Annotated in this window: 19 protein-coding genes; 2 read left to right on the top strand and 17 right to left on the bottom strand. The window is 38.9% G+C overall.

The features are described 5' to 3' along the window. Positions 1-6 precede the first annotated feature (6 nt). The 11 genes from argJ to J7E81_RS27605 all read right to left on the bottom strand — a co-directional run bounded on the left by argJ (position 7) and on the right by J7E81_RS27605 (position 11,761). Positions 7-1,236, bottom strand: coding sequence for a bifunctional glutamate N-acetyltransferase/amino-acid acetyltransferase ArgJ (argJ, locus tag J7E81_RS27655; protein ID WP_215047386.1), 1,230 nt, complete (start codon positions 1,234-1,236; stop codon positions 7-9). 70 nt (positions 1,237-1,306) lie between these two features. Further along, entirely contained in the window at positions 1,307-2,344 is a 1,038-nt protein-coding gene (gene argC, locus J7E81_RS27650; RefSeq protein WP_215047385.1) for an N-acetyl-gamma-glutamyl-phosphate reductase, read from the bottom strand. Positions 2,345-2,564: 220 nt separating this feature from the next. Next, positions 2,565-3,341: a type I 3-dehydroquinate dehydratase gene (gene aroD, locus J7E81_RS27645; RefSeq protein WP_251028922.1), complete on the bottom strand. Its 777-nt coding sequence runs from the start codon at positions 3,339-3,341 to the stop codon at positions 2,565-2,567. Then, positions 3,338-3,832 (bottom strand): shikimate kinase, encoded by a 495-nt coding sequence (locus tag J7E81_RS27640; RefSeq protein ID WP_215047426.1) that lies wholly within the window; start codon positions 3,830-3,832, stop codon positions 3,338-3,340. The genes aroD and J7E81_RS27640 overlap by 4 nt, the downstream gene beginning before the upstream one ends. A 272-nt stretch (positions 3,833-4,104) precedes the next feature. Then, the gene (locus J7E81_RS27635) at positions 4,105-4,974 is read right to left on the bottom strand and encodes an ABC transporter permease (protein WP_215047424.1); all 870 of its coding nucleotides are present in this window, start codon (positions 4,972-4,974) and stop codon (positions 4,105-4,107) included. A 45-nt stretch (positions 4,975-5,019) separates the two neighbouring features. Then, the gene (locus J7E81_RS27630; RefSeq protein ID WP_215047384.1) at positions 5,020-6,027 is read right to left on the bottom strand and encodes an ABC transporter permease; all 1,008 of its coding nucleotides are present in this window, start codon (positions 6,025-6,027) and stop codon (positions 5,020-5,022) included. Positions 6,028-6,099: 72 nt separating this feature from the next. Further along, positions 6,100-7,716, bottom strand: coding sequence for an ABC transporter substrate-binding protein (locus J7E81_RS27625; RefSeq protein WP_215047383.1), 1,617 nt, complete (start codon positions 7,714-7,716; stop codon positions 6,100-6,102). A gap of 46 nt (positions 7,717-7,762) precedes the next feature. Further along, positions 7,763-8,731, bottom strand: a complete 969-nt coding sequence (locus J7E81_RS27620; RefSeq protein WP_215047382.1) for an ABC transporter ATP-binding protein — start codon at positions 8,729-8,731, stop codon at positions 7,763-7,765. Then, positions 8,712-9,719: an ABC transporter ATP-binding protein gene (locus J7E81_RS27615; protein ID WP_215047381.1), complete on the bottom strand. Its 1,008-nt coding sequence runs from the start codon at positions 9,717-9,719 to the stop codon at positions 8,712-8,714. The genes J7E81_RS27620 and J7E81_RS27615 overlap by 20 nt, the downstream gene beginning before the upstream one ends. 229 nt (positions 9,720-9,948) lie before the next feature. Next, positions 9,949-10,713, bottom strand: coding sequence for a MerR family transcriptional regulator (locus tag J7E81_RS27610; protein WP_215047380.1), 765 nt, complete (start codon positions 10,711-10,713; stop codon positions 9,949-9,951). Between the two features lie 118 nt (positions 10,714-10,831). Then, positions 10,832-11,761: a sensor domain-containing protein gene (locus J7E81_RS27605; RefSeq protein WP_215047379.1), complete on the bottom strand. Its 930-nt coding sequence runs from the start codon at positions 11,759-11,761 to the stop codon at positions 10,832-10,834. A 305-nt stretch (positions 11,762-12,066) separates the two neighbouring features. On the opposite strand from J7E81_RS27605, the gene J7E81_RS27600 reads away from it, so the two are divergent. Next, positions 12,067-13,563, top strand: a complete 1,497-nt coding sequence (locus J7E81_RS27600) for a peptide MFS transporter (protein ID WP_215047378.1) — start codon at positions 12,067-12,069, stop codon at positions 13,561-13,563. 63 nt (positions 13,564-13,626) lie between these two features. On the opposite strand, the gene J7E81_RS27595 is transcribed toward J7E81_RS27600, so the two are convergent. After that, complete coding sequence (locus J7E81_RS27595; protein ID WP_215047377.1) at positions 13,627-13,857, bottom strand: hypothetical protein; 231 nt, start codon at positions 13,855-13,857, stop codon at positions 13,627-13,629. A gap of 178 nt (positions 13,858-14,035) precedes the next feature. Here J7E81_RS27595 and J7E81_RS27590 point away from each other — a divergent pair, with 178 nt between their 5' ends. Then, positions 14,036-14,863, top strand: coding sequence for a DegV family protein (locus J7E81_RS27590; protein ID WP_215047376.1), 828 nt, complete (start codon positions 14,036-14,038; stop codon positions 14,861-14,863). A gap of 62 nt (positions 14,864-14,925) precedes the next feature. On the opposite strand, the gene J7E81_RS27585 is transcribed toward J7E81_RS27590, so the two are convergent. The 5 genes from J7E81_RS27585 to J7E81_RS27565 form a co-directional block, all read right to left on the bottom strand. Further along, positions 14,926-15,669 (bottom strand): amino acid ABC transporter ATP-binding protein, encoded by a 744-nt coding sequence (locus tag J7E81_RS27585; RefSeq protein ID WP_251028927.1) that lies wholly within the window; start codon positions 15,667-15,669, stop codon positions 14,926-14,928. Positions 15,670-15,684: 15 nt separating this feature from the next. Beyond that, positions 15,685-16,344 carry an amino acid ABC transporter permease gene (locus tag J7E81_RS27580; protein WP_215047375.1) on the bottom strand — a complete coding sequence of 220 codons (660 nt, stop codon included), beginning with the start codon at positions 16,342-16,344 and terminating at the stop codon, positions 15,685-15,687. Positions 16,345-16,442: 98 nt separating this feature from the next. Next, positions 16,443-17,219, bottom strand: a complete 777-nt coding sequence (locus J7E81_RS27575; RefSeq protein ID WP_215047374.1) for an amino acid ABC transporter substrate-binding protein — start codon at positions 17,217-17,219, stop codon at positions 16,443-16,445. A gap of 288 nt (positions 17,220-17,507) precedes the next feature. Continuing rightward, positions 17,508-18,422 (bottom strand): ketopantoate reductase family protein, encoded by a 915-nt coding sequence (locus J7E81_RS27570; protein WP_215047373.1) that lies wholly within the window; start codon positions 18,420-18,422, stop codon positions 17,508-17,510. A gap of 10 nt (positions 18,423-18,432) precedes the next feature. Next, a complete protein-coding gene (locus J7E81_RS27565) occupies positions 18,433-19,503 on the bottom strand; it encodes a branched-chain amino acid aminotransferase (protein ID WP_215047372.1) in 1,071 nt (356 codons plus the stop codon). Positions 19,504-19,810: the final 307 nt, after the last annotated feature.

Here is a 19,810-nt window from a genome sequence, read left to right as displayed (position 1 = left end):
CCTCCCTTAAGTGCGGTAGGATGCATTGATTTTTACATAGTCGTAAGTAAGATCGCATCCCCAGGCCGTTGCACTGTATTCACCTTGATTTAAATCGACATAGATCACAACATTCTCTTGTTCTAAGTAGCTTTTTACTTCCTCTTCAATGATTGGACACGGTAATCCTTTTTCAAACACTTTATATTGACCGATTGAGACCTCTAATAATTGGGGTTCAATGGGTACCCCGCTGTATCCCGCTGCTGTGACAATACGTCCCCAGTTAGGATCGGTTCCATATATTGCCGTTTTGACAAGATTTGAAGAAATGATGGATTTACCGACCGTTTTAGCATCATTTGTGCTGAAGGCTCCACTTACTTGGACTTCAACAAGCTTGGTTGCTCCTTCACCGTCTCTAGCAATTTTTTTGGCAAGTTCTTTACAAACAATCCCTAATGCAGTGACGAAGCTTCCCCAGTCAGGATGTTCTTTTGTAAGCTGTTCATTGCCCGCTAATCCATTCGCCATTACCAGTACCATGTCATTGGTACTTGTATCCCCATCGACAGTGATCATGTTAAAGGTTTGGTTTGTTACATCCTTAAGAGCTGCTAACAGGTCCTCTTGGGCTATGTTCGCATCGGTTGTCACAAAGCCGAGCATGGTTGCCATATTCGGATGGATCATCCCTGAACCTTTCGCAGCACCGCCGATTGAAATGGTATGCCCATCTATTTTTATTTGAACACCGATTTGTTTGATACATGTATCAGTTGTTAAAATGGATTGTTTAAAATTTTCCTCTTGTTCAAATTCGGATTGCAATATTTGTTTAATTCCAGTATTAATACATTCCATTGGAAGCAGTTCACCTATTACTCCAGTTGAGGTAACAGCAACAAGATGTGGCTGGATCCCTAACTCGTTTGCGAATCTTTTTTGCATCTCCGCTGCATCAAGTAACCCCTGCTCGCCTGTACAGGCATTGGCATTCCCAGAGTTAACAAGGATCGCTTGTATTTTATTTTCCTTTGCGATACTTTCTTGCGTTAGGATTAGTGGTGCTGCCTGGAAAACATTGGTCGTATATACACCCGCTACAGCCGCGGGTACGTCCGAGACGATATATCCCAAATCCAATCGCTTCTTCTTAATTCCGCAATGCATACCGCCTGCTTTATATCCTTCTGGTAAGGTTACACTTGCATTTTCAAGTACAACAATTTTGTTGGTTGATGTGGCTTGAGTCAATTTGTTCTTCCCCCTTAGTGATCCCTTGCAATTAACAGGGCTATTTAACTAGTAAATTATTAGTTTTAAATTATGGATACATTGGTATATCGGTGAGCCCAGTTTCTTCTTCCCAGCCATTCATTAGATTGGCGTTCTGAATCGCCTGGCCAGCTGCCCCTTTTACTAGATTGTCGATGACTGAGATGACTGTTAACAGATTGGTCCGTTCATCCACATGCAAACCAATATCACAAAAATTTGATCCCATTACTTCTTTTGTTGCAGGTATATTCCCTTCCGGCCGTACTCTTATAAAATGATTTTCTTGGTAAAATTGTTTATATAAATCAATAACTTTTTGGGTTGAAATTTTTTCTTTTAGTTTCACGTACATTGTGCACATAATTCCCCTAGTCATTGGAACAAGATGTGTTGTGAAGGTAACTGTTGTCCGTTTTCCACTCTCATCCGTAAGAACTTGCTCTATTTCAGGGATATGTTGATGTTTACCTAGTTTGTAAGCTTTAAAGTTTTCATTCATTTCCGAGTAATGGGATGTCAGTGAGACCCCTCTTCCGGCACCTGATACGCCTGATTTAGCATCGATGATAATTGAATTTTCATCAGCTAATTTGGACTTCATGATTGGTAAAAGTCCAAGAGTGGTTGCGGTGGGATAGCACCCCGGATTAGCAATTAAGGTTGACCCCTTTATTTCCTCTTTATAAATCTCACTCAAACCGTAGACTGCCTGTTTTAAGTACTTCTCCTCTGGTGAGGAGTGCTGATACCAGGTTTCATATTCTTCAGCAGACCGCAGCCGGAAATCTCCGGAAAGGTCAATACACTTTATTCCCTTATCCAGCAGCTGTGGTACAAGTTTGCTGCTTACACCTGAAGGGGTAGCTAGGAAAACAATGTCATTTTCTTCACTTAATCGATTTGCATTAAATGTTTCTAGAGGTTGAACAACCACATCGGAAAGATGTGGATACACATCGCTAAAATTAACCCCAGCTTGGGAGTTAGATACCACTGAACCTATCTCCAAGTTTGGGTGTTTATTAATTAACCGGACTAATTCAATTGATCCATAACCAGTTCCACCGATAATCGCAGCTTTCATTTCTTCAACTCCCAAGTTACTTTCATAATGAATTATTATACATATAGATATATAATTATTCAACAAGTAAATAGCCTTATTTTTTATTTTCACTGAAAATTACCACATTTTATTTTGGAAACGCTTTCATCCTAACTTGTAAGATTATACATTTTATATGCAAAAAAATAAGCTCCAGCTTATGCTGGAACTTCAAAATAGTTCACACAACGAGAATTTTTTAAAGACTTGTATGGAGCAAATTCAGTACGTTTCGCAGTTCCTTAACAGATACCTGTCCCGGAGCAGAAGCCTTCTTAGCAGCTCCAAAAGTAATCGCCGAGCCAAATAATTCCCCAGCTAAGCGGCTAATAACTCCCTTTCCGGCCATGGACATAGTAATAATCGGTCTGTCAGCGTACTGTTCATTCATTGTAGTTGTCGCATCAAGCAATGTTACTACATCAGCTGTACTAGCAGGCATAACAGCAATCTTTGGCAAATCCCCGCCTAATTCCTGTGCTTTACGCAATCGCGAAATAATCTCTTCCTTTGCTGGGGTCGCATGAAAATCATGGTTAGAAATAATGATATAAACATTTTGAGAATGAGCAGCTTCTATTAATACTTTAATATCGTTTTCATTATTAAATAACTCCACATCGACAATATCGACCAGGCCGGTTTCAGCAATAGCTTTATTCAACTCAAAGTAGAAAGAGGTACTAACCTCTTTTTCCCCGCCTTCCTTAGCGCTTCGGAATGTGAAAACAAGTGGAGTCTGCGGAAGAATCGTTCTAATCTCTCTTAAAACCTCTTTTACCTTTTCAATTTCTTCGACATGTTCAAAGAAATCAACACGCCACTCTACTAAGTCCAAATCAAGTGTTTTTAAATAGTTTGCTTCCTCTATTAAATGTGCAAAACTAGACCCTACCAATGGAACACAAATTTTTGGAGTACCTTCACCGATGATAACGTTTTTTACTGTAATCGTTTTTATATTTTTTTTAATCATTGCCTAACACCAAATTCCATTGATAACGTGTTGATGATTTGTTCTGCAATGTTATCAGCGCTCTGGTTGTCCGTACTGATTTTCAAATGATGCAGTGCATAGATTTCTTGCCGATTATTGTAGAGCTCCTCCATTTCATCAATTGACTTTCCATGTAAGACCGGTCTGCTGTCAAATATTAAACTGAGCCGTTCTTTCCAGCTTTCCAGGGATAAATCTAGATGAATGACAATACAGGAGGATAAACAAATCCTTCTTATTTCTTCCTGCAAAAAAGCACCGCCCCCGAGAGAAATGACTTTTCGCTCTTGTTCCGCTAATTCGGTAATAATCTGTTTTTCACGGTCTCTAAATGCTTTTTCACCAATCTCCTTAAAAATTTGCGAGACCGGCATTCCGAACTCTTTTTCAATTTCTTCGTCAATGTCAACAAATGGACGAAGAAGTTTTTGTGCAACAAGCTTTCCAATTGTCGTCTTTCCTACTCCCATAAAGCCAATAAAAATTATACTTTTTTCACTATTATTCAAAACCTTTCATCCCCCTAAAGGCTATGAGCTCTTTTATTTACATCATTATAATGCTTAATTGAAAATTTAGAAACCTTTGGTTATGAATGAATAGAAAAAAGACCCCTATTGGAGTCTAACTAGCATAAGGGATAATGGACCCTTTATATCTGTCGAATTTCTCTTTCACCTTGAGCTTCCGGGGTTATGAGCCACTCTTATCCATAGAACTACTCTTCCACTTGCCTTCGTTTCTAGTTTTTCATCTTTGGGTCAAGGACATCCCTTAGTCCATCACCCATTAAATTGAAACCCAATACCGTCAGCATGATGGCAGCCCCTGGAAAAAACAGTGTCCAAGGTGCCTGAGTAATATAATTCTTTGAATCTGCCAGCATTTTTCCCCACTCCGGTGTCGGCGCCTGTGCACCCATACCAAGAAAGCCAAGGGCCGCGGCTTCAATAATAGATGTGGCAATCGCTAATGTCGCTTGGACAATGACAGGTGAAACACTGTTAGGTAAGATATGATGGAAGAGAATCCGGGTATCCTTCATCCCCACCGCGCGGGCTGCCATAATATATTCTTCCTGTTTAACACTTAGCACCTTTGAACGGATAAGCCGGCCAAAGTTCGGAATATTAATAACAGCAATAGCTATTAAGGCGTTTTGTAAAGAGGGTCCAAGGATGGCTACAACCGCTATCGCTAATAGAATACTAGGGAAGGCAAGCATGATATCAAAAATTCTCGAGATAACAGAATCAATCCAGCGGCCATAATATCCTGCAACAATTCCTAAAATGGTGCCAAATACCACTGACCCTAGTACGGAGAAAAATCCAACCCACAAGGATATTCTCGCCCCATAAACAATCCGCGAGAAAATGTCACGGCCAAAATCATCCGTACCAAACCAATGATCACCTGAAGGCGGAAGCATTCGATCTGTTAGCACTTGCTCTTTATAACTGTAGGGTACTATAACCGGTGCTAGAATGGCAATAATGATAAAAAAAGCTACAATCCCCAGGCCAGCTAGGGCTAATCGGTTTTTATAAAAGGATATCCATGCTTCCTTCCAAGGAGGAGTCAGCTTTTCTTCAACAAATACAGGCTCCATATTAGCAGTTTTTTTTACAAGTTCCGCCACCTAAATTCTCCTCCTTTATTTCGTGTATTTAATTCTTGGATCAACAAAGACATACAATATATCCACAATTAAATTAATAAAAACAAAGATGGCAGCAATTAATAAAATACCTGATTGAATCACTGGATAATCCCGATACCCGATTGCATCATATAAATATCGGCCAATTCCCGGCCAGCCAAAGATGGTTTCTGTTAGGATGGCTCCCCCCAATAGCAGGCCTGTTTGTAATCCGATAATGGTCAGAACTGGAATAATCGCATTTTTTAAAGAATGCTTATACACGACCCAAAACATGCTCAGACCTTTTGCCCTTGCTGTACGGATGTAATCTGACTTCATTACCTCAAGCATGGTGGCACGAGTCATTCTGGCGATTATGGCCATAGGTATGGTAGCAAGTGCTACACTTGGTAATATCAAATGCTTTATGACCACAATAAATTGATCAAATCTTCCTTGTAAAAGCGTATCGATTAAATATAGATTGGTAATGGCGGATACGGGATCTCTAACATTCTCTCTTCCTGTGGTCGGAAGCCAGCCTAAATGGATAGAGAACACCCATTGTTCCATTAAACCAAGCCAAAATATTGGCAGTGATACCCCAATTAAGGCAAGGACCATCGCGGCATAATCAAACCATGATCTCGAGAACCAGGCACTGACTATCCCTGCATTTACACCAATAATAACTGCGATAAACATAGCCACAAGCGTTAATTCCGCTGTTGCCGCCAAGTACGACCAAATTTCCTCATTAATAGGGCCTCTAGTCCTTAGTGAGATCCCTAAATCTCCATGAAGTAATGCTTTAATATAATCTACATATTGTATGTACCATGGGCGGTCCAATCCTAATTCCTTTGTTAAGGTCGCAATGGATTCTGCAGTTGCTCTTTGACCAAGAATGACTTGAGCTGGATTACCAGGAATAGCATGGATAATAGCAAAAACCACCACTGTCATCCCAAATAAAACCGGTATGAGAGAGAACACGCGGCGGACTGTGTAAGTAAACAAATTTTTCACCTCTTTTGAAAATGAACTTTAAGTTACCAAAAGGGAGGAAAGTCCCTCCCCCTTGTACAGATATTATTTAAATTCTACTTTTGTCAAAGCCTCTGAGCCTGTTGGGTGCGGCAAATAGTTAACCACGTCTTTCCCTGCTGCTAATAATGGTGTGGAATGTACAAGTGGAACCCAAGGAGCATCATCATGGACGATAACTTGCGCCTGCTCATACAGCGCATTACGCTTAGCTTGATCTGTTTCTGTTTGAGCCTTAATTAGAATGTTGTGTAATTGGTCATTGCTATAATAAGAATAGTTATTGCTTCCAATGCTGTCTTTATCAAGCAGAGTGTATAAGAAGTTATCAGGGTCTCCATTGTCGCCTGTCCAGCCAAGCATAAACATATCAAACTCGCCTTTGGCCGCTTTGTCTAAATAAGTTGCCCAGTCAACAGACTGGATCTTGGCTTTAACTCCAATTTTACTTAAACTTTCTTGGATCACTTCTGCAACCTTTTGTGCTTCCGGCATATATGGTCTTGCTACAGGCATTGCCCATAGGTCAATCGTAAATCCTTTTTCGTAACCAGCTTCTTTTAATAATTGTTTTGCTTTGTTTAAATCATATGGGTATGGCTCAATCGACTTGTTGTAGCCTTCAATGGAAGGCGGCATTGGATTGACAGCCTCAAGTGCCTTTCCGCCATAAAACGCGTCGATGATTGACTTTTTATCAATAGCATAATTGATGGCTTGCCGGACGAGTTTGTTATCAAATGGTTTGCGAGTAGTTGTTAAACCAATATAGCCAACATTCATGGATGGACGTTCGATTACTTGGAGATTAGCATTTGCTTTAACAGTCGCTTCATCTGAATTGTTTAGGCCATCCATGACGTCAATTTCACCATTGGCAAGTGCGTTAAGACGTGCAGTATTTTCAGGAATGACACGGAAAATAACTTTGTTTAACTTAGGGTAGCCCTTTTTCCAGTAGTCAGGGTTTTTCTCAATCGTAATCCTATCGTTTTCTTTCCACTCGACGAATTTAAATGGACCCGTACCTACAGGATGCTGCCTAAATTTATCACCGTATTTCTTAACGGCTTCAGGGCTGGCAATTCCAAATGGAGACATCGCTAAGTTTTTCAGGAATGGTGCTTGTGGTCTTGTTAAGACAAATTGCACTGTATGGTCATCAATCGCTTTTACCTCTTTAATGACGTGCCCTTTTTCCCCTTTATAACCGCCAAACATTGTATAATAAGGGAAACTGTCGGCATTGCCATTCATCCAGCGGTCAAAGTTAAACACAACTGCTTCCGCATTAAAATCGGTCCCATCATGGAATTTAACTCCTTGTCGAAGTTTAAAGGTATACGTTAAACCATCGGGAGTAACTTCCCACGATTCAGCAAGTCCAGGATGTATGGTTGTATCTTGGTCGCCATATTCAAGTAATGTTTCAAATATGTTTTCGGTTACTTTAAATGTTTCTCCTTCAGTTGAGGTGATTGGGTCTAGTGAAGTAGAATCTCCTCCACGGCCATAGACTAGTGTGTCCTTTTTCGATGTGCTTCCAGAGGCCGGATCTTTCTTGCCCTCAGTAGTCTCATTTGTTTTACTGTTGCAGCCAGCCAAAAACATGCTGATGGCTAGTAGAGAAATCAGCAACAGTATAAAAGGTTTTTTCTTCATAAAAGTTTGTTACCCCCTGTAAATTTTTTATCATAAATGCAGCACATCACTTGTTAAATAAATGACACGCAACAAAATGACCGTTCACCTCTTGTTCTCGAGGTCTTGTTGTTTTGCAAATATCGAGCACCTGTGAACATCTAGTATGGAATGCACAGCCAGAAGGAGGATTGGCGGGACTTTGAATTTCTCCCTCTATTAAAATAGTTTCCTTCTTACTGTCCGGGTCTGGGATGGGTACCGCTGAGAGGAGTGCCTTGGTGTATGGATGGAAGGGACTTTGATATAGACTTTCACTTTCAGCTAACTCTATTAATCTTCCTAAATACATCACGCCAACACGATCGCTAATATGACGAACCACACCTAAATCATGTGCGATAAATATGTAGGTAAGCTGAAATTCTTTTTGAATATCCTTCATTAAGTTAAGTACTTGGGCTTGGATTGAAACGTCCAATGCTGACACTGGTTCATCCGCTATAATCAGCTTCGGCTTTGTCATCAATGCTTTAGCAATTCCAATTCGTTGACGCTGGCCGCCGCTGAATTGGTGCGGATATCGCTTGGCATAATTGCTGCTTAAACCGACTACCTCAAGCATTTCTCTCACTTGCTTTTTGCGCTCCGCTTTGGTTCCAATTTCGTGGACGATCAGCGGTTCTTCAAGAATTTGTTCAATCGAATGTCTGGGGTTTAAGGATGCATAGGGGTCTTGAAATACCATCTGTATATCGCGGCGGGTTTTTCTTAATTCTGATTTTGACATACTCGTAATCTCTTTATCTTCAAATACAATCTTTCCTTCACTTGCTTCAATCAAACGCATTAGCAGACGGCCAGTAGTCGATTTCCCACATCCGCTTTCCCCTACAATGCCCAATGTTTCTCCTTTTCTAACATAAAAAGAAATATTGTCTACTGCTCTCACTTCACCTTGTTTCCTTCCAAAAAGTCCTCCGGTAATCGGAAAGTACTTTTTTAACCCATTTACCTCAAGAAGTAACTCCGACATGCTTGTCTCTCCCCTCCTTTACTGTATAGAGAAAACAGCGAACTTCATGTTCGTCATTTTCCATTTTCCGTAGTTTTGGTTCCTCCTCTGGGCACCTGCTAAAAGCTTCAGAACAGCGTGGTGCGAATCGGCACCCATGTTGAATGGTACCCGGCATAGGAACGGTTCCTGGTATGCTATAGAGACGCTCCTTTTTCCCGCTTAATTCAGGGACCGATTTTAATAGACCTTTTGTATACGGATGCCGTGGATTTTTAAGGATGGTTCTCACATCACCTTGTTCCACAATTTGTCCAGCATACATAACGATTACTCGTTCACAAATTTCCGCTACCACGCCTAAATCGTGCGTAATCAAAATAATCGATGTATTTGTTTTTTTATTTAAATCCTTCATTAAGGCAAGAATTTGTGCCTGAATCGTTACGTCAAGTGCGGTTGTGGGTTCGTCCGCAATCAGTACCTTTGGATTGCACGCCATTGCCATGGCAATCATGATCCGTTGTCTCATACCACCCGATAACTGGTGCGGATACTCCTTAAGAATTCCCTCGGCTCTTGGGATTCCAACCAGTCTTAATAATTCAAGTCCTCGAACGAGTGCCTCTCTCTTTGAAAAATCAGTATGTAATCTTATCGCCTCTATCACCTGATTGCCGATGGTGAATAACGGATTTAAGGATGTCATTGGTTCCTGGAAGATCATCGATATCTGATTTCCACGAACTTTACGCCACTCTTTTTCGGTGTTGTTTCTTAAATCTTTTCCTTCAAATATAATTTGACCATTTTCCATTTTTCCAGGTGGTGAAGGAATTAATCCCATTGCAGCTAAGGAAGTTACACTTTTACCACTCCCTGATTCACCTACAATTCCAAGAATTTCTCCTTCTTTTAAATCAAAACTAATCCCATCAATTGCAGGTAAGAGCTTTTTCCCAGATTGAAACGATACTTTTAAGTCCTTAATCTGTAAAATATGACTCACATTACCACCTACCTCATAATCTATGATTTACAATTAATCTTTTCAAAATATTATAATATAGCAAATATTAAAATAATTATGGCATATACCACATGCCCGTTTTTATCGAAACTTGTCAATAACATAAAAAATAATAAAAAAGGCCTTACACCACACTGCATTAAAGCGTTACTGCAGGGTAGTTTAGGCACTAAACATCCAGATCCATTTTGATATTACTATATCACTATTACTTTTTTATACCTGTGTAAATGTTTATAGCATCTCGTAAAAACTTGGCCGTACCTGGCTGCACTTTATCATAATAGGCAGTAAATCTCTCATCATCTACATACATTTTCGCAAGCCCGGCATGGGCCTCCTTGCTGTATTTGGTCCAATAATAGCTTAGCCATTGTTTGTGCAGTTCTGCCGCCTTTTGGGCTAACTCCCCTCCGGGATCGCCTGTTTTAAACGCTTCTGCTAAGGTGACAGCAATAGTTTCAGCCAATGCAGTAACTTCATTGTGCTGTTCCTGCGTCATACCCATTACCTTTTCATTTGATTGGTCCACTCGATCATCGCCATATTTTTGGCGGATTTCTTCTCCAAACTTTTTCTCGTTTTCTTCAATCATTTTTTTCTTAAAGCCTTCGAACTTTTCTTTATTAGACATTTTCATTCTCCCCTCCGCTGATGCAATGGTTTTATCAAGATTAGCAATTAACACTTCTAATTGTTTCTTTTTCTCAAGGAGTTTTTCGCGGTGTTCTTTAAGTGCAGCCGCACCATCAAAGGCTGGATCAGTAACAATTTCTTTAATTCGTTCTAAACTGACCTCTAATTCCCTGTAAAAGAGAATTTGCTGCAGCCGATCAACTTCCGCTTGGCCATAGATCCGATATCCAGACGAATTGATTCTCGCCGGCTTAAGAATGCCAATCTCATCATAATATCTAAGCGTCCTCGTACTAATCCCCGTCAAACTCGCCAACTTTTGCACAGTATACTCCATTCGCTCACCTCCCCTTAAAATCAACGATACACCTTAACGCAACGTCAAAGTCAACAAAAAAAAATTGGTGCCTGACACCACTAAAAGACAATGTCCATTTGGGGTGTACAGGCACCGATTAGCCTTTGTATATCTGGTAGTTGCTTCTGCCTTTTTCTTTTGCTTTATAAAGGGCATGGTCTGCATGTTGTAGTAAGGTTTTTTCGTCATGGCTATGATGGGAGTAAAATGCAATACCGATACTTGTAGTTATTTTAATTTTTGTTTCATTTATTTTCCATTCGTTTTTACTTGAGGCTATTATTCGCTTGGCGATTTGAATGAAGTTTTCTTCTGACAATCCTGACAGTAGAATGACAAATTCGTCTCCTCCCAGCCTTGCAAGCATATCCTCATCCCGAATACAGGCTTTTACCCGCCGTGAGAAATCCTTTAATAGTTTATCGCCCATATCATGCCCCATCGTATCATTAATCTTTTTAAAATGATCGACATCAAGATAAAATACAGCTAATGTTGTTTGCGTCTGTTTTGATAATTCCATTTCCTCCTTTAGCCTTATAAAAAAGTAAGTCCGATTTGGCAGTCCTGTTAAGTTGTCATGGTGGGCCAAATGATTTAATTGCTTCTCATACTTTTTCCGCTCTGTTACATCACGAACCACAGCCAGTAAATGTGTACATCGACCTTCCTGATTAACCACTGGTGTAACCGTTGATTCCCAATAAACCACATAGTTCTTTGAATGGTTCATTGGTGTGGAAAGAACGATTTTATCTTCATATTTGACTGGTTTCTTAGTAGCCAAGACTTGTAAGTATTTATCTTCAATGACAGTATAAACCTCTGGTTGAAGCACCTCTTTAATCGGCTTTCCATAGCAGTCTGATGTTAGTCCTGAGAAATTTTTGGCCGGCTCATTAGCTAGAACATACCTAAATTGACCATCCTCTTCTACACTCGTCAAATAGACCAAATCAGACATATTATTAAATAACTTAAAAAATAAATCTTTATTTAAAAAGTCAAGATTATCTTTACTCACCATATATAAGTCACCTGTATTCATTAATTTTAATAAGCCTCTGTGTTTACCCACTAGCGGATAGATATAAAATGCCCTTTGAGTTTAAATTAAAACCTAATTGAGTTTCTATCAATCCATTTGTGCGAAAAATCATTTTAATCTGAAAAAAATTATTATTTTAAAAAAACTTTCTTTTTAAAACCAACAACTCAAATATATTGAATTATCAAGGTTTTCAATAACCATTCTCTCTATTACCAAAAAAAGTTTTTGACAATTCAATCTTAGAAAAAGTATCATAGAATAATGTAAAAGGAGGTAATGTAATGTCAAATCTAAATAAACAGAAAATTGTGGATAGTGTACCTCAGAAAGGATTCTTTGGACATCCTAAAGGTTTATTTACACTTTTCTTTACAGAATTCTGGGAGAGATTCTCTTATTACGGAATGAGAGCTATTCTTGTTTACTATATGTATTATAGTGTAACCAAGGGCGGTTTAGGAATGGACCAAACCTTGGCATTATCGATTATGTCGATATACGGATCCCTCGTTTATATGTCAGGGATTATTGGGGGCTGGTTCGCTGACCGGATCTTCGGAACCTCAAAAGCAGTATTTATTGGGGGCATCCTCATTATGCTCGGTCATATTGCCCTTGCCATCCCAGGAAGCATCGCCTTTTTCTTTGTTTCCATGGTACTGATTGTCTTGGGTACAGGTTTATTAAAACCAAACGTTTCAACCGTTGTTGGTGAAATGTATGCTGAAAATGATAATCGCCGTGATGCTGGATTTAGTATTTTTTATATGGGGATTAACGCCGGCGCCTTCCTATCACCGTTAATCGTTGGATCCAAGACCATCATGAATACTAGCTTCCACTTAGGTTTCGGTATTGCCGCTGTGGGGATGTTCCTAGGATTAGTTGTCTTTTTAATGACAAAGAAGAAAAATCTTGGTCTTGCAGGAACTACCGTATCAAACCCGCTTACAGGTTCTGAGAAGAAAAAAGTTTACACATATTTTGCAATTGCGATCATTGTCATTGCTATTATTTGTTTTATGACAATTCCAAATGGAGTTTTAACATTCGAAGGGTTTATTAACATTGTAAGTATTCTTGGTATTTTAATTCCTACTATCTACTTTATTCGCATGTATGCAAGCCCTAAAACGACATCAGATGAGAAATCACGTGTTATTGCTTATATTCCATTGTTTATTGCATCCGTCATGTTTTGGGCCATTCAGGAGCAGGGTTCAACCATCCTAGCCAACTATGCGGACAAGCGTACACAATTAGATTTTGCTGGAATAACTATTTCTCCAGCATGGTTCCAATCACTAAACCCATTATTCATTATTGTATTAGCTCCTGTATTCGCTGCAATATGGATGAAATTAGGAAAGCGCGAGCCTTCCATTCCACAGAAATTTTCTCTAGGTCTATTGTTTGCTGGTCTATCATTTATGGTTATCCTTGTTCCTGCCTATTTCGGTGGAACAAATTCATTGGTAAATCCATTATGGCTAGTTCTTAGTTACTTAATTGTTGTATTAGGTGAGTTATGTTTATCACCTGTAGGACTTTCAGCAACTACTAAATTAGCTCCGGCAGCTTTCTCTGCACAAACGATGAGTTTATGGTTCTTATCCAGTGCAGCTGCTCAGGCATTAAATGCGCAGGTAGTTAAATTCTATACACCGGAAACAGAAATGACCTACTTCGGTGTAATCGGCGGTGTTTCGATCGTCCTTGGTTTTATTCTGCTAGCACTTGCACCAAAAATTCAAGGATTAATGAAAGGCATACGCTAATGATAAAAAGGTGAAGGAACTCTTTTTTAAAGAGAACTTTCACCTTTTTCTTTTACTCATTTTTTACTTATCTGTAAGATCATTTAATTCATCGATTAATTGTTTTGTCCGTTTTGCGTTTCCTTCGGCAAAATTTTCGAGGCGTTCTTTTAATTCATCATTATCATGAATCCGCTCTGCTGTAATCAAATAAGTTCGCATTAAATCTTCTTCTATTTCTTTTGAGTTTTCCAGAATCACTTCAAGGTTTTCCTCTTCTTCTTTGTCCTTTCGGTTGAACAGATGGTAATCCATGAGCGGGACCTCCTTTTACTTTTTATCCTTCTCTAACCTAACGATATTTATGTTACCTCTTTTGTTCGTTATCACTCTTCGTCTTCCAACTCAGGTTTGATGTCCTAATTTTCTCAAAAACGAACGATAAACTGTTATATTTATTACAATCTATTTAAAATAGAAGGTGAAGAGTAAAATGATTAAAATTATAACCGATAGTTCAGCAGACCTCCCACAGGAATTAATAGAAAAATATGATATTACGCTGGTTCCATTAACCGTATCGATTGGAGGGCAGGACTTTTTAGAAAAGGTCAATCTTACGCCTCAAGAGTTCTTCAATAAAATGTTCTCTAGCGATATCCTGCCGAAGACTTCTCAACCTTTGCCGGCTGCTTTTGCTGAGGCCTTTTCCAATTATAGTAATGAGACTGAGATTCTTTGTCTTACTATATCATCTGGATTAAGCGGTACGTACCAATCAGCTTGTATAGGAAAAGAATTGTCTAATGCCAATTTTACGGTCTTTGATACATTGGCAGGTTCACTTGGTCATGATCTGCAAATTATTCGGGCCGCAGAACTTGCCGAGCAGGGGCATTCGCTCGAAACGATTATAAAAAACTTAACTGATTATAGGGATAAGATGAATATACTTGTTCTCTTAGACACATTAGAAAACATTGTAAAAGGTGGACGTTTAAGTAAATTTCAGGGTTCATTAGCCAAAATTTTAAATATCAAGGTCATTTTAGAGAGAGTAGACGGGGGTAAGGTTGAGATTTTAGAAAAAATACGCGGGAAAAAGAAATTTCGAAAAAGAGTTCTTGAGATTATCCAAGAACGGGCGGATGATTTTTCTAATTTAACATTTGGAATCACACATACAGGTAATATAGAAGACGCGGAAACGATAAAAAGTGAATTAATAGAGCTATTCCATCCAAAAGAAGTCCTTGTCAGTTATATGGGTGCAACAATGGGCACATATGCCGGCAAAGACGGAATGATTATCTCCTTTTAAAAAATTAAAAAGCTCATCTTATTGAAAAAGGAAGATGAGCTTTTTAACTTTCTTCTATTTAATCAGAGACTCCGGTTTAAAAAGGCCTTTGTTCGATCAAACTGCGGTCTAGTAAGAACCTCTGACGGGTTACCGGATTCAATGATCTCACCATTGTCCATAAAAATTACCCGGTTTGCCACTTCTTTCGCAAATCCCATTTCATGTGTAACCACAATCATGGTCATTTTCTCTTCTGCCAGCTCCTTCATTACTTGAAGAACCTCCCCAGTTAGTTCCGGGTCGAGGGCAGATGTAGGCTCATCAAACAACAAGATTTCGGGGTTCATCATAAGAGCCCGCGCAATGGCAACCCGTTGTTTTTGACCGCCAGATAAATTAGCGGGATAGGCTTTTGCACGATTAGATAAGCCTATTTTATCAAGGAGTTCTGAGCTTCGCTGATGCAGTTCTGCCGCTGATTCCTTTTTCACCAATTTAGGAGCAATGATCAAATTTTCCTGAACGGTAAGATGGGGAAACAAATTAAAATGCTGGAAGACCATTCCCATTCTAGCTGTAATCTGCTTAATCTCGGACAGTTTTGGATAGATTCCATCCTTGACCAAATATTCACCGGAAACACTGATACTTCCAGCGTCGACTTGTTCAAGATGGACAAGACTGCGGAGCATTGTACTCTTTCCAGAACCAGATGGACCGATTACTGCTACTACATCATTTTTATTTACATCAAACGTAATCCTTTTTAATACATCTAATTTTCCATAAGACTTTTTGAGGTTTGAAACTTCAATGATCGCCATATTCACCCATACCTTCTATTCAAATCTAAATCTATTTTCAACCCATTTAAACACTACTGTTAATACAAGTGTCATCAAGAGATAAATAATCCCGGCAACCAAAAAAGGCACAATAGTAAAGTCACGATTAACGGCTGTTTCGGCAAAATGTAATAATTCAGGCACTGCAACAGCATAAAGCAGAGCAGTATCCTTAATCAATGTAACCGATTCATTTGCTACAGCAGGAAGAGCAATTCGAAACATTTGCGGCATGATAATTCTAGTTGTCATATGCCACCTATTTAACCCCAATACCTGTGACGCCTCGTATTGTCCCTTATCAATCGCAAGGATCCCTCCACGAAAAATTTCTGCAAAGTATGCTGCGTAATTCAAAATAAACCCTAAACAGGCCGCAACAAAGCGATCCAAAACTAAATATTCTCCAATGACAGGAATCATTGGCAGCCCAAAGCAGATGAATAATAACTGCAATAACAGCGGAGTGCCGCGCATCACATAGATATAGGCTTGAGCAAGCCATGATAATGGTTTAATTTGGCTTCTTACCGCCAATGTTAATAAAAAGCCCAATGGAATAGAGACTATAATGGCAATGATGAATAATAGCACAGTCATCTGAGCCCCTTCAAGCATTGGCTTCAGAATCGAAATAATGTAATTTATAGACATTCTTAATTTTCCTCCAATTAGAAAAGCGTTAGCACCAATACCAATTAACACAACAAAACAGGCTTCCCTATGGAAATCCTGTTTTGTCAACTATTATTTTACTTCAATACTTTATCTTCGCCAAACCACTTAGTTGAAATTTTTGATGCTGTTCCATCTGTATTCATGTCATCAAGGGCTTTTTGAAGATTTTTAAGTAATTCTTCATTCCCCTTTTTCACGCCGACTCCATATTCCTCAGGAGCAAGTGATTCATCCAATATTTTAAAAGTATCTTTCTCTTTGGTCATATAATAATTAATAACAACCTCATCAATTACTACTGCATCCAAACGGCCGCTCTTTAGGTCATTTAAAGCTAATACATTGTCCTTAAATTCTGTGACGGTTTTAATTTTAGATTTAATTGGATTTGCATCTAAGGCATCTGATGCAGAGGAAAGAGATTGAAGTCCAACATTCTTACCCTCTAAATCCGATAGTTTAGTAAGTTTTGAATCAGTTCGCGTTACAACTACTTGTGCATTTTTTAAGTAAGGTTTTGTGAAGAGTACTTTTTTCTTTCTGTCATCGGTAATAGTATATCCATTCCAAATGAGGTCAATCCGTCCGCTGCTAAGTTCAGACTCTTTTGTCTTCCAATCGATGGGCTGGAACGTAACCTTTTTCCCCATTTTATCAGCCGCAGCTTTTGCCAGGTCAATATCAAAGCCCACAATTTTATTGTTTTCATCCCTGAATCCCATTGGAGCAAATTTATCGTCGATCCCAATAATTAGTGTATCTTTATTAGTACTAGATGTTTTGCTTGAGCAGGCTGTTAGCAATGAAAAAACAGCCGCAATTGCCAGGACCACAGTTGCTATACGTTTCATCCTATTTTACCACCTTTTACAAGATAATTTTATAAGTCCTTTAGTACGTTACCATATTATCATACTAGCACATTATAACATTATAACATTTTAAAATACAATCACTTTTCTACTAAAACGAAAAAAGTCTCTCTTTATGTAGAAAAATAGACTTTTTTTCATTTATGAATGTTTCTAATATAAATAATTTTGTTATTTATTAAACTAATTTAATCGAATTAGCCTAAATTTGTAATCCATAAAAACAAAGGCAACTACCTAAAACGGGCAGTTGCCTTAAGTCTTTCTTTATGCCATTGTGTACTTGTTCTCAGCCGACTTTATCCGTTGATACAACTCTTCATTAACCGGTGTTGGCACATCATACCTTTTCCCCAATTTTACTACGGTACCGGAGAATAACTCAACTTCACTAAATCGTCTTGCCTCAACATCCTGGGCCATGGAGGGTTTTCCATCTGGACTTAATGTACCTAACACTCTTAACCAATAATCTAAATCCTCTTCCGATAAACGAACCCCTACCTTTTTCGAGAGCGCTATTACCTCTCTCATAGCCGAAATCATCATCGTTCTGGCTGGGCCATCAAGCTGAACAACGCCATAATTACCTTTAAAAACAGCAACAGTTTGATTTACCCCCACATTAAGCATGAATTTCCCCCACAGCCTTTTTAACATACCGGGGTCAACTTCATATGGAACTTCCGCTTGTTCAAAAAACTCAGATAGGCTATTTACCTTTTCTGTATCATTTCCTCCAAAGCAAATCATCCCCATATGGTCGTATGTCAGTTGGTTCTCGACCTTAACCGCATCCATGCCTTGGGCCACACTATATAGTATTTTATCCCTCCCATATGCCTCACCAATGATTTCCTCACTAGTGATCCCATTCAGGAGTGATAGTATAATCGTTTTCTCACCAACATGCTGTTTTACCGCTTGAATGGCATCATCTAAGCCATTATATTTCACCGCAATAATCAGTAAATCGGCAGGCTCGCAAGCTTCTTGAGGCATTACATAGTTGAAATCGCAGCGCTCACCATTACAAAATACCCCGGCCTCTTTATAGCGATGAATACGGCCAGGATCCGCAATTATTCTTAAATCAGTACGGGGCAATTTCTTGGCTAATTGGTTCCCAAATAAAATCCCTAAAGCCCCCAGACCGATAATAGAGACCTTTTTTATGACCATCACTATTCACCTAAACCCTTAATGACCATCCAAAAGGATCTTCTTTTGTACCATTTTGGATACCGGTTAATGTATCGTATAATTGCTTCGATAATGAACCAATCTCTCCATTATTAACAACCATTTTCTCATTCTTCCATAGGAGCTCCCCAATTGGCGAGATAACCGCGGCGGTTCCTGTTCCGAATGCCTCTTCTAATAGCCCATCCTGATAGGCCTGCTGAATTTCACGAATAGAAATTCTTCTTTCTACCAGTGGAACATTCATATAATTTAATAGTTCAATAATAGATTTACGGGTTATCCCTTCGAGAATACTTCCATTTAACTCTGGAGTAATAACCTCGCCATTTATTTTAAAGAAGACGTTCATACTGCCAACCTCTTCAATATATTGATTTTCTCTGCCATCAAGCCATAACACCTGAGAATAACCATTTTGCTCGGCAATCTCGGACGCCTTTAAACTTGCTGCATAGTTCCCTGCCGTTTTGGCATTCCCTGTTCCGCCAGTAACAGCACGAACATACTCGCTTTCAACGGCAATTTTAACAGGATTGATTCCTTCTTTGTAATAAGCACCTACAGGTGAAAGAATGATCATAAACTGATAGGTTTTTGCAGGATGAACCCCCAAAAAGGCTTCAGTCGCAATCATAAACGGACGAATATAGAGGGAAGTTCCTTCACCAGATGGGATCCAATCACGGTCTATTTGAATTAATTGCTTCAAGGCACTTAATGCCCCTTCTTCATCCAGCTTCGGCATACATAACCGGTCATTTGAACGGTTAAATCTTTTCATATTTTCTTCAGGTCTAAATAATAATACCTGTTCATCTTTTGTTAAATAAGCTTTCAGTCCTTCAAAAACCGTTTGCCCGTAATGAAATACGGTAGCTGCAGGGTCTAGCATAATAGGCTGATACGGAATAATTCGTGCGTCATGCCATCCTTTGCCTTCAGTGTAATTCCAAATAAACATGTGGTCAGTAAAGTGCTTTCCAAACTCCAAGTGATCAAACGATGGCTTTTGTTTTTTTTCTGTGCTTAAAGTTACGTCAATTTTTAACTCCTTCATGATTGTGGCTCCCATCCTAAATTTCTATATACTTTCCTTAAAAGATATAGTTGCATAATTTTAATACTATTTTGACTATTTTAACATATTTTCTGAAGAATAGGGTTATTTTTGCTAGAATCTAATAAAAATAGGAAAGAACTTTTTGGCAAAGAAAAAGCAAGTAAACTTGTCTGATTAAAGACATCGTTTACTCGCCTAGTCTACTCCCATTACTTCTATTAAACTAGTCCTGTTACTAAATAAACACCAATTTCATTTAATACTTCAGTGATTCAAAAAAAATATATTCTTGCGTCAGTATGCT

Origin of the sequence: Bacillus sp. ISL-18 (assembly GCF_018613415.1) — a bacterium.
In the GTDB taxonomy this organism is placed as follows: domain Bacteria; phylum Bacillota; class Bacilli; order Bacillales; family Cytobacillaceae; genus Neobacillus.
Note: the sequence above shows the minus strand (reverse complement) of the source record. Positions and strands in the feature narration are given on the sequence as shown.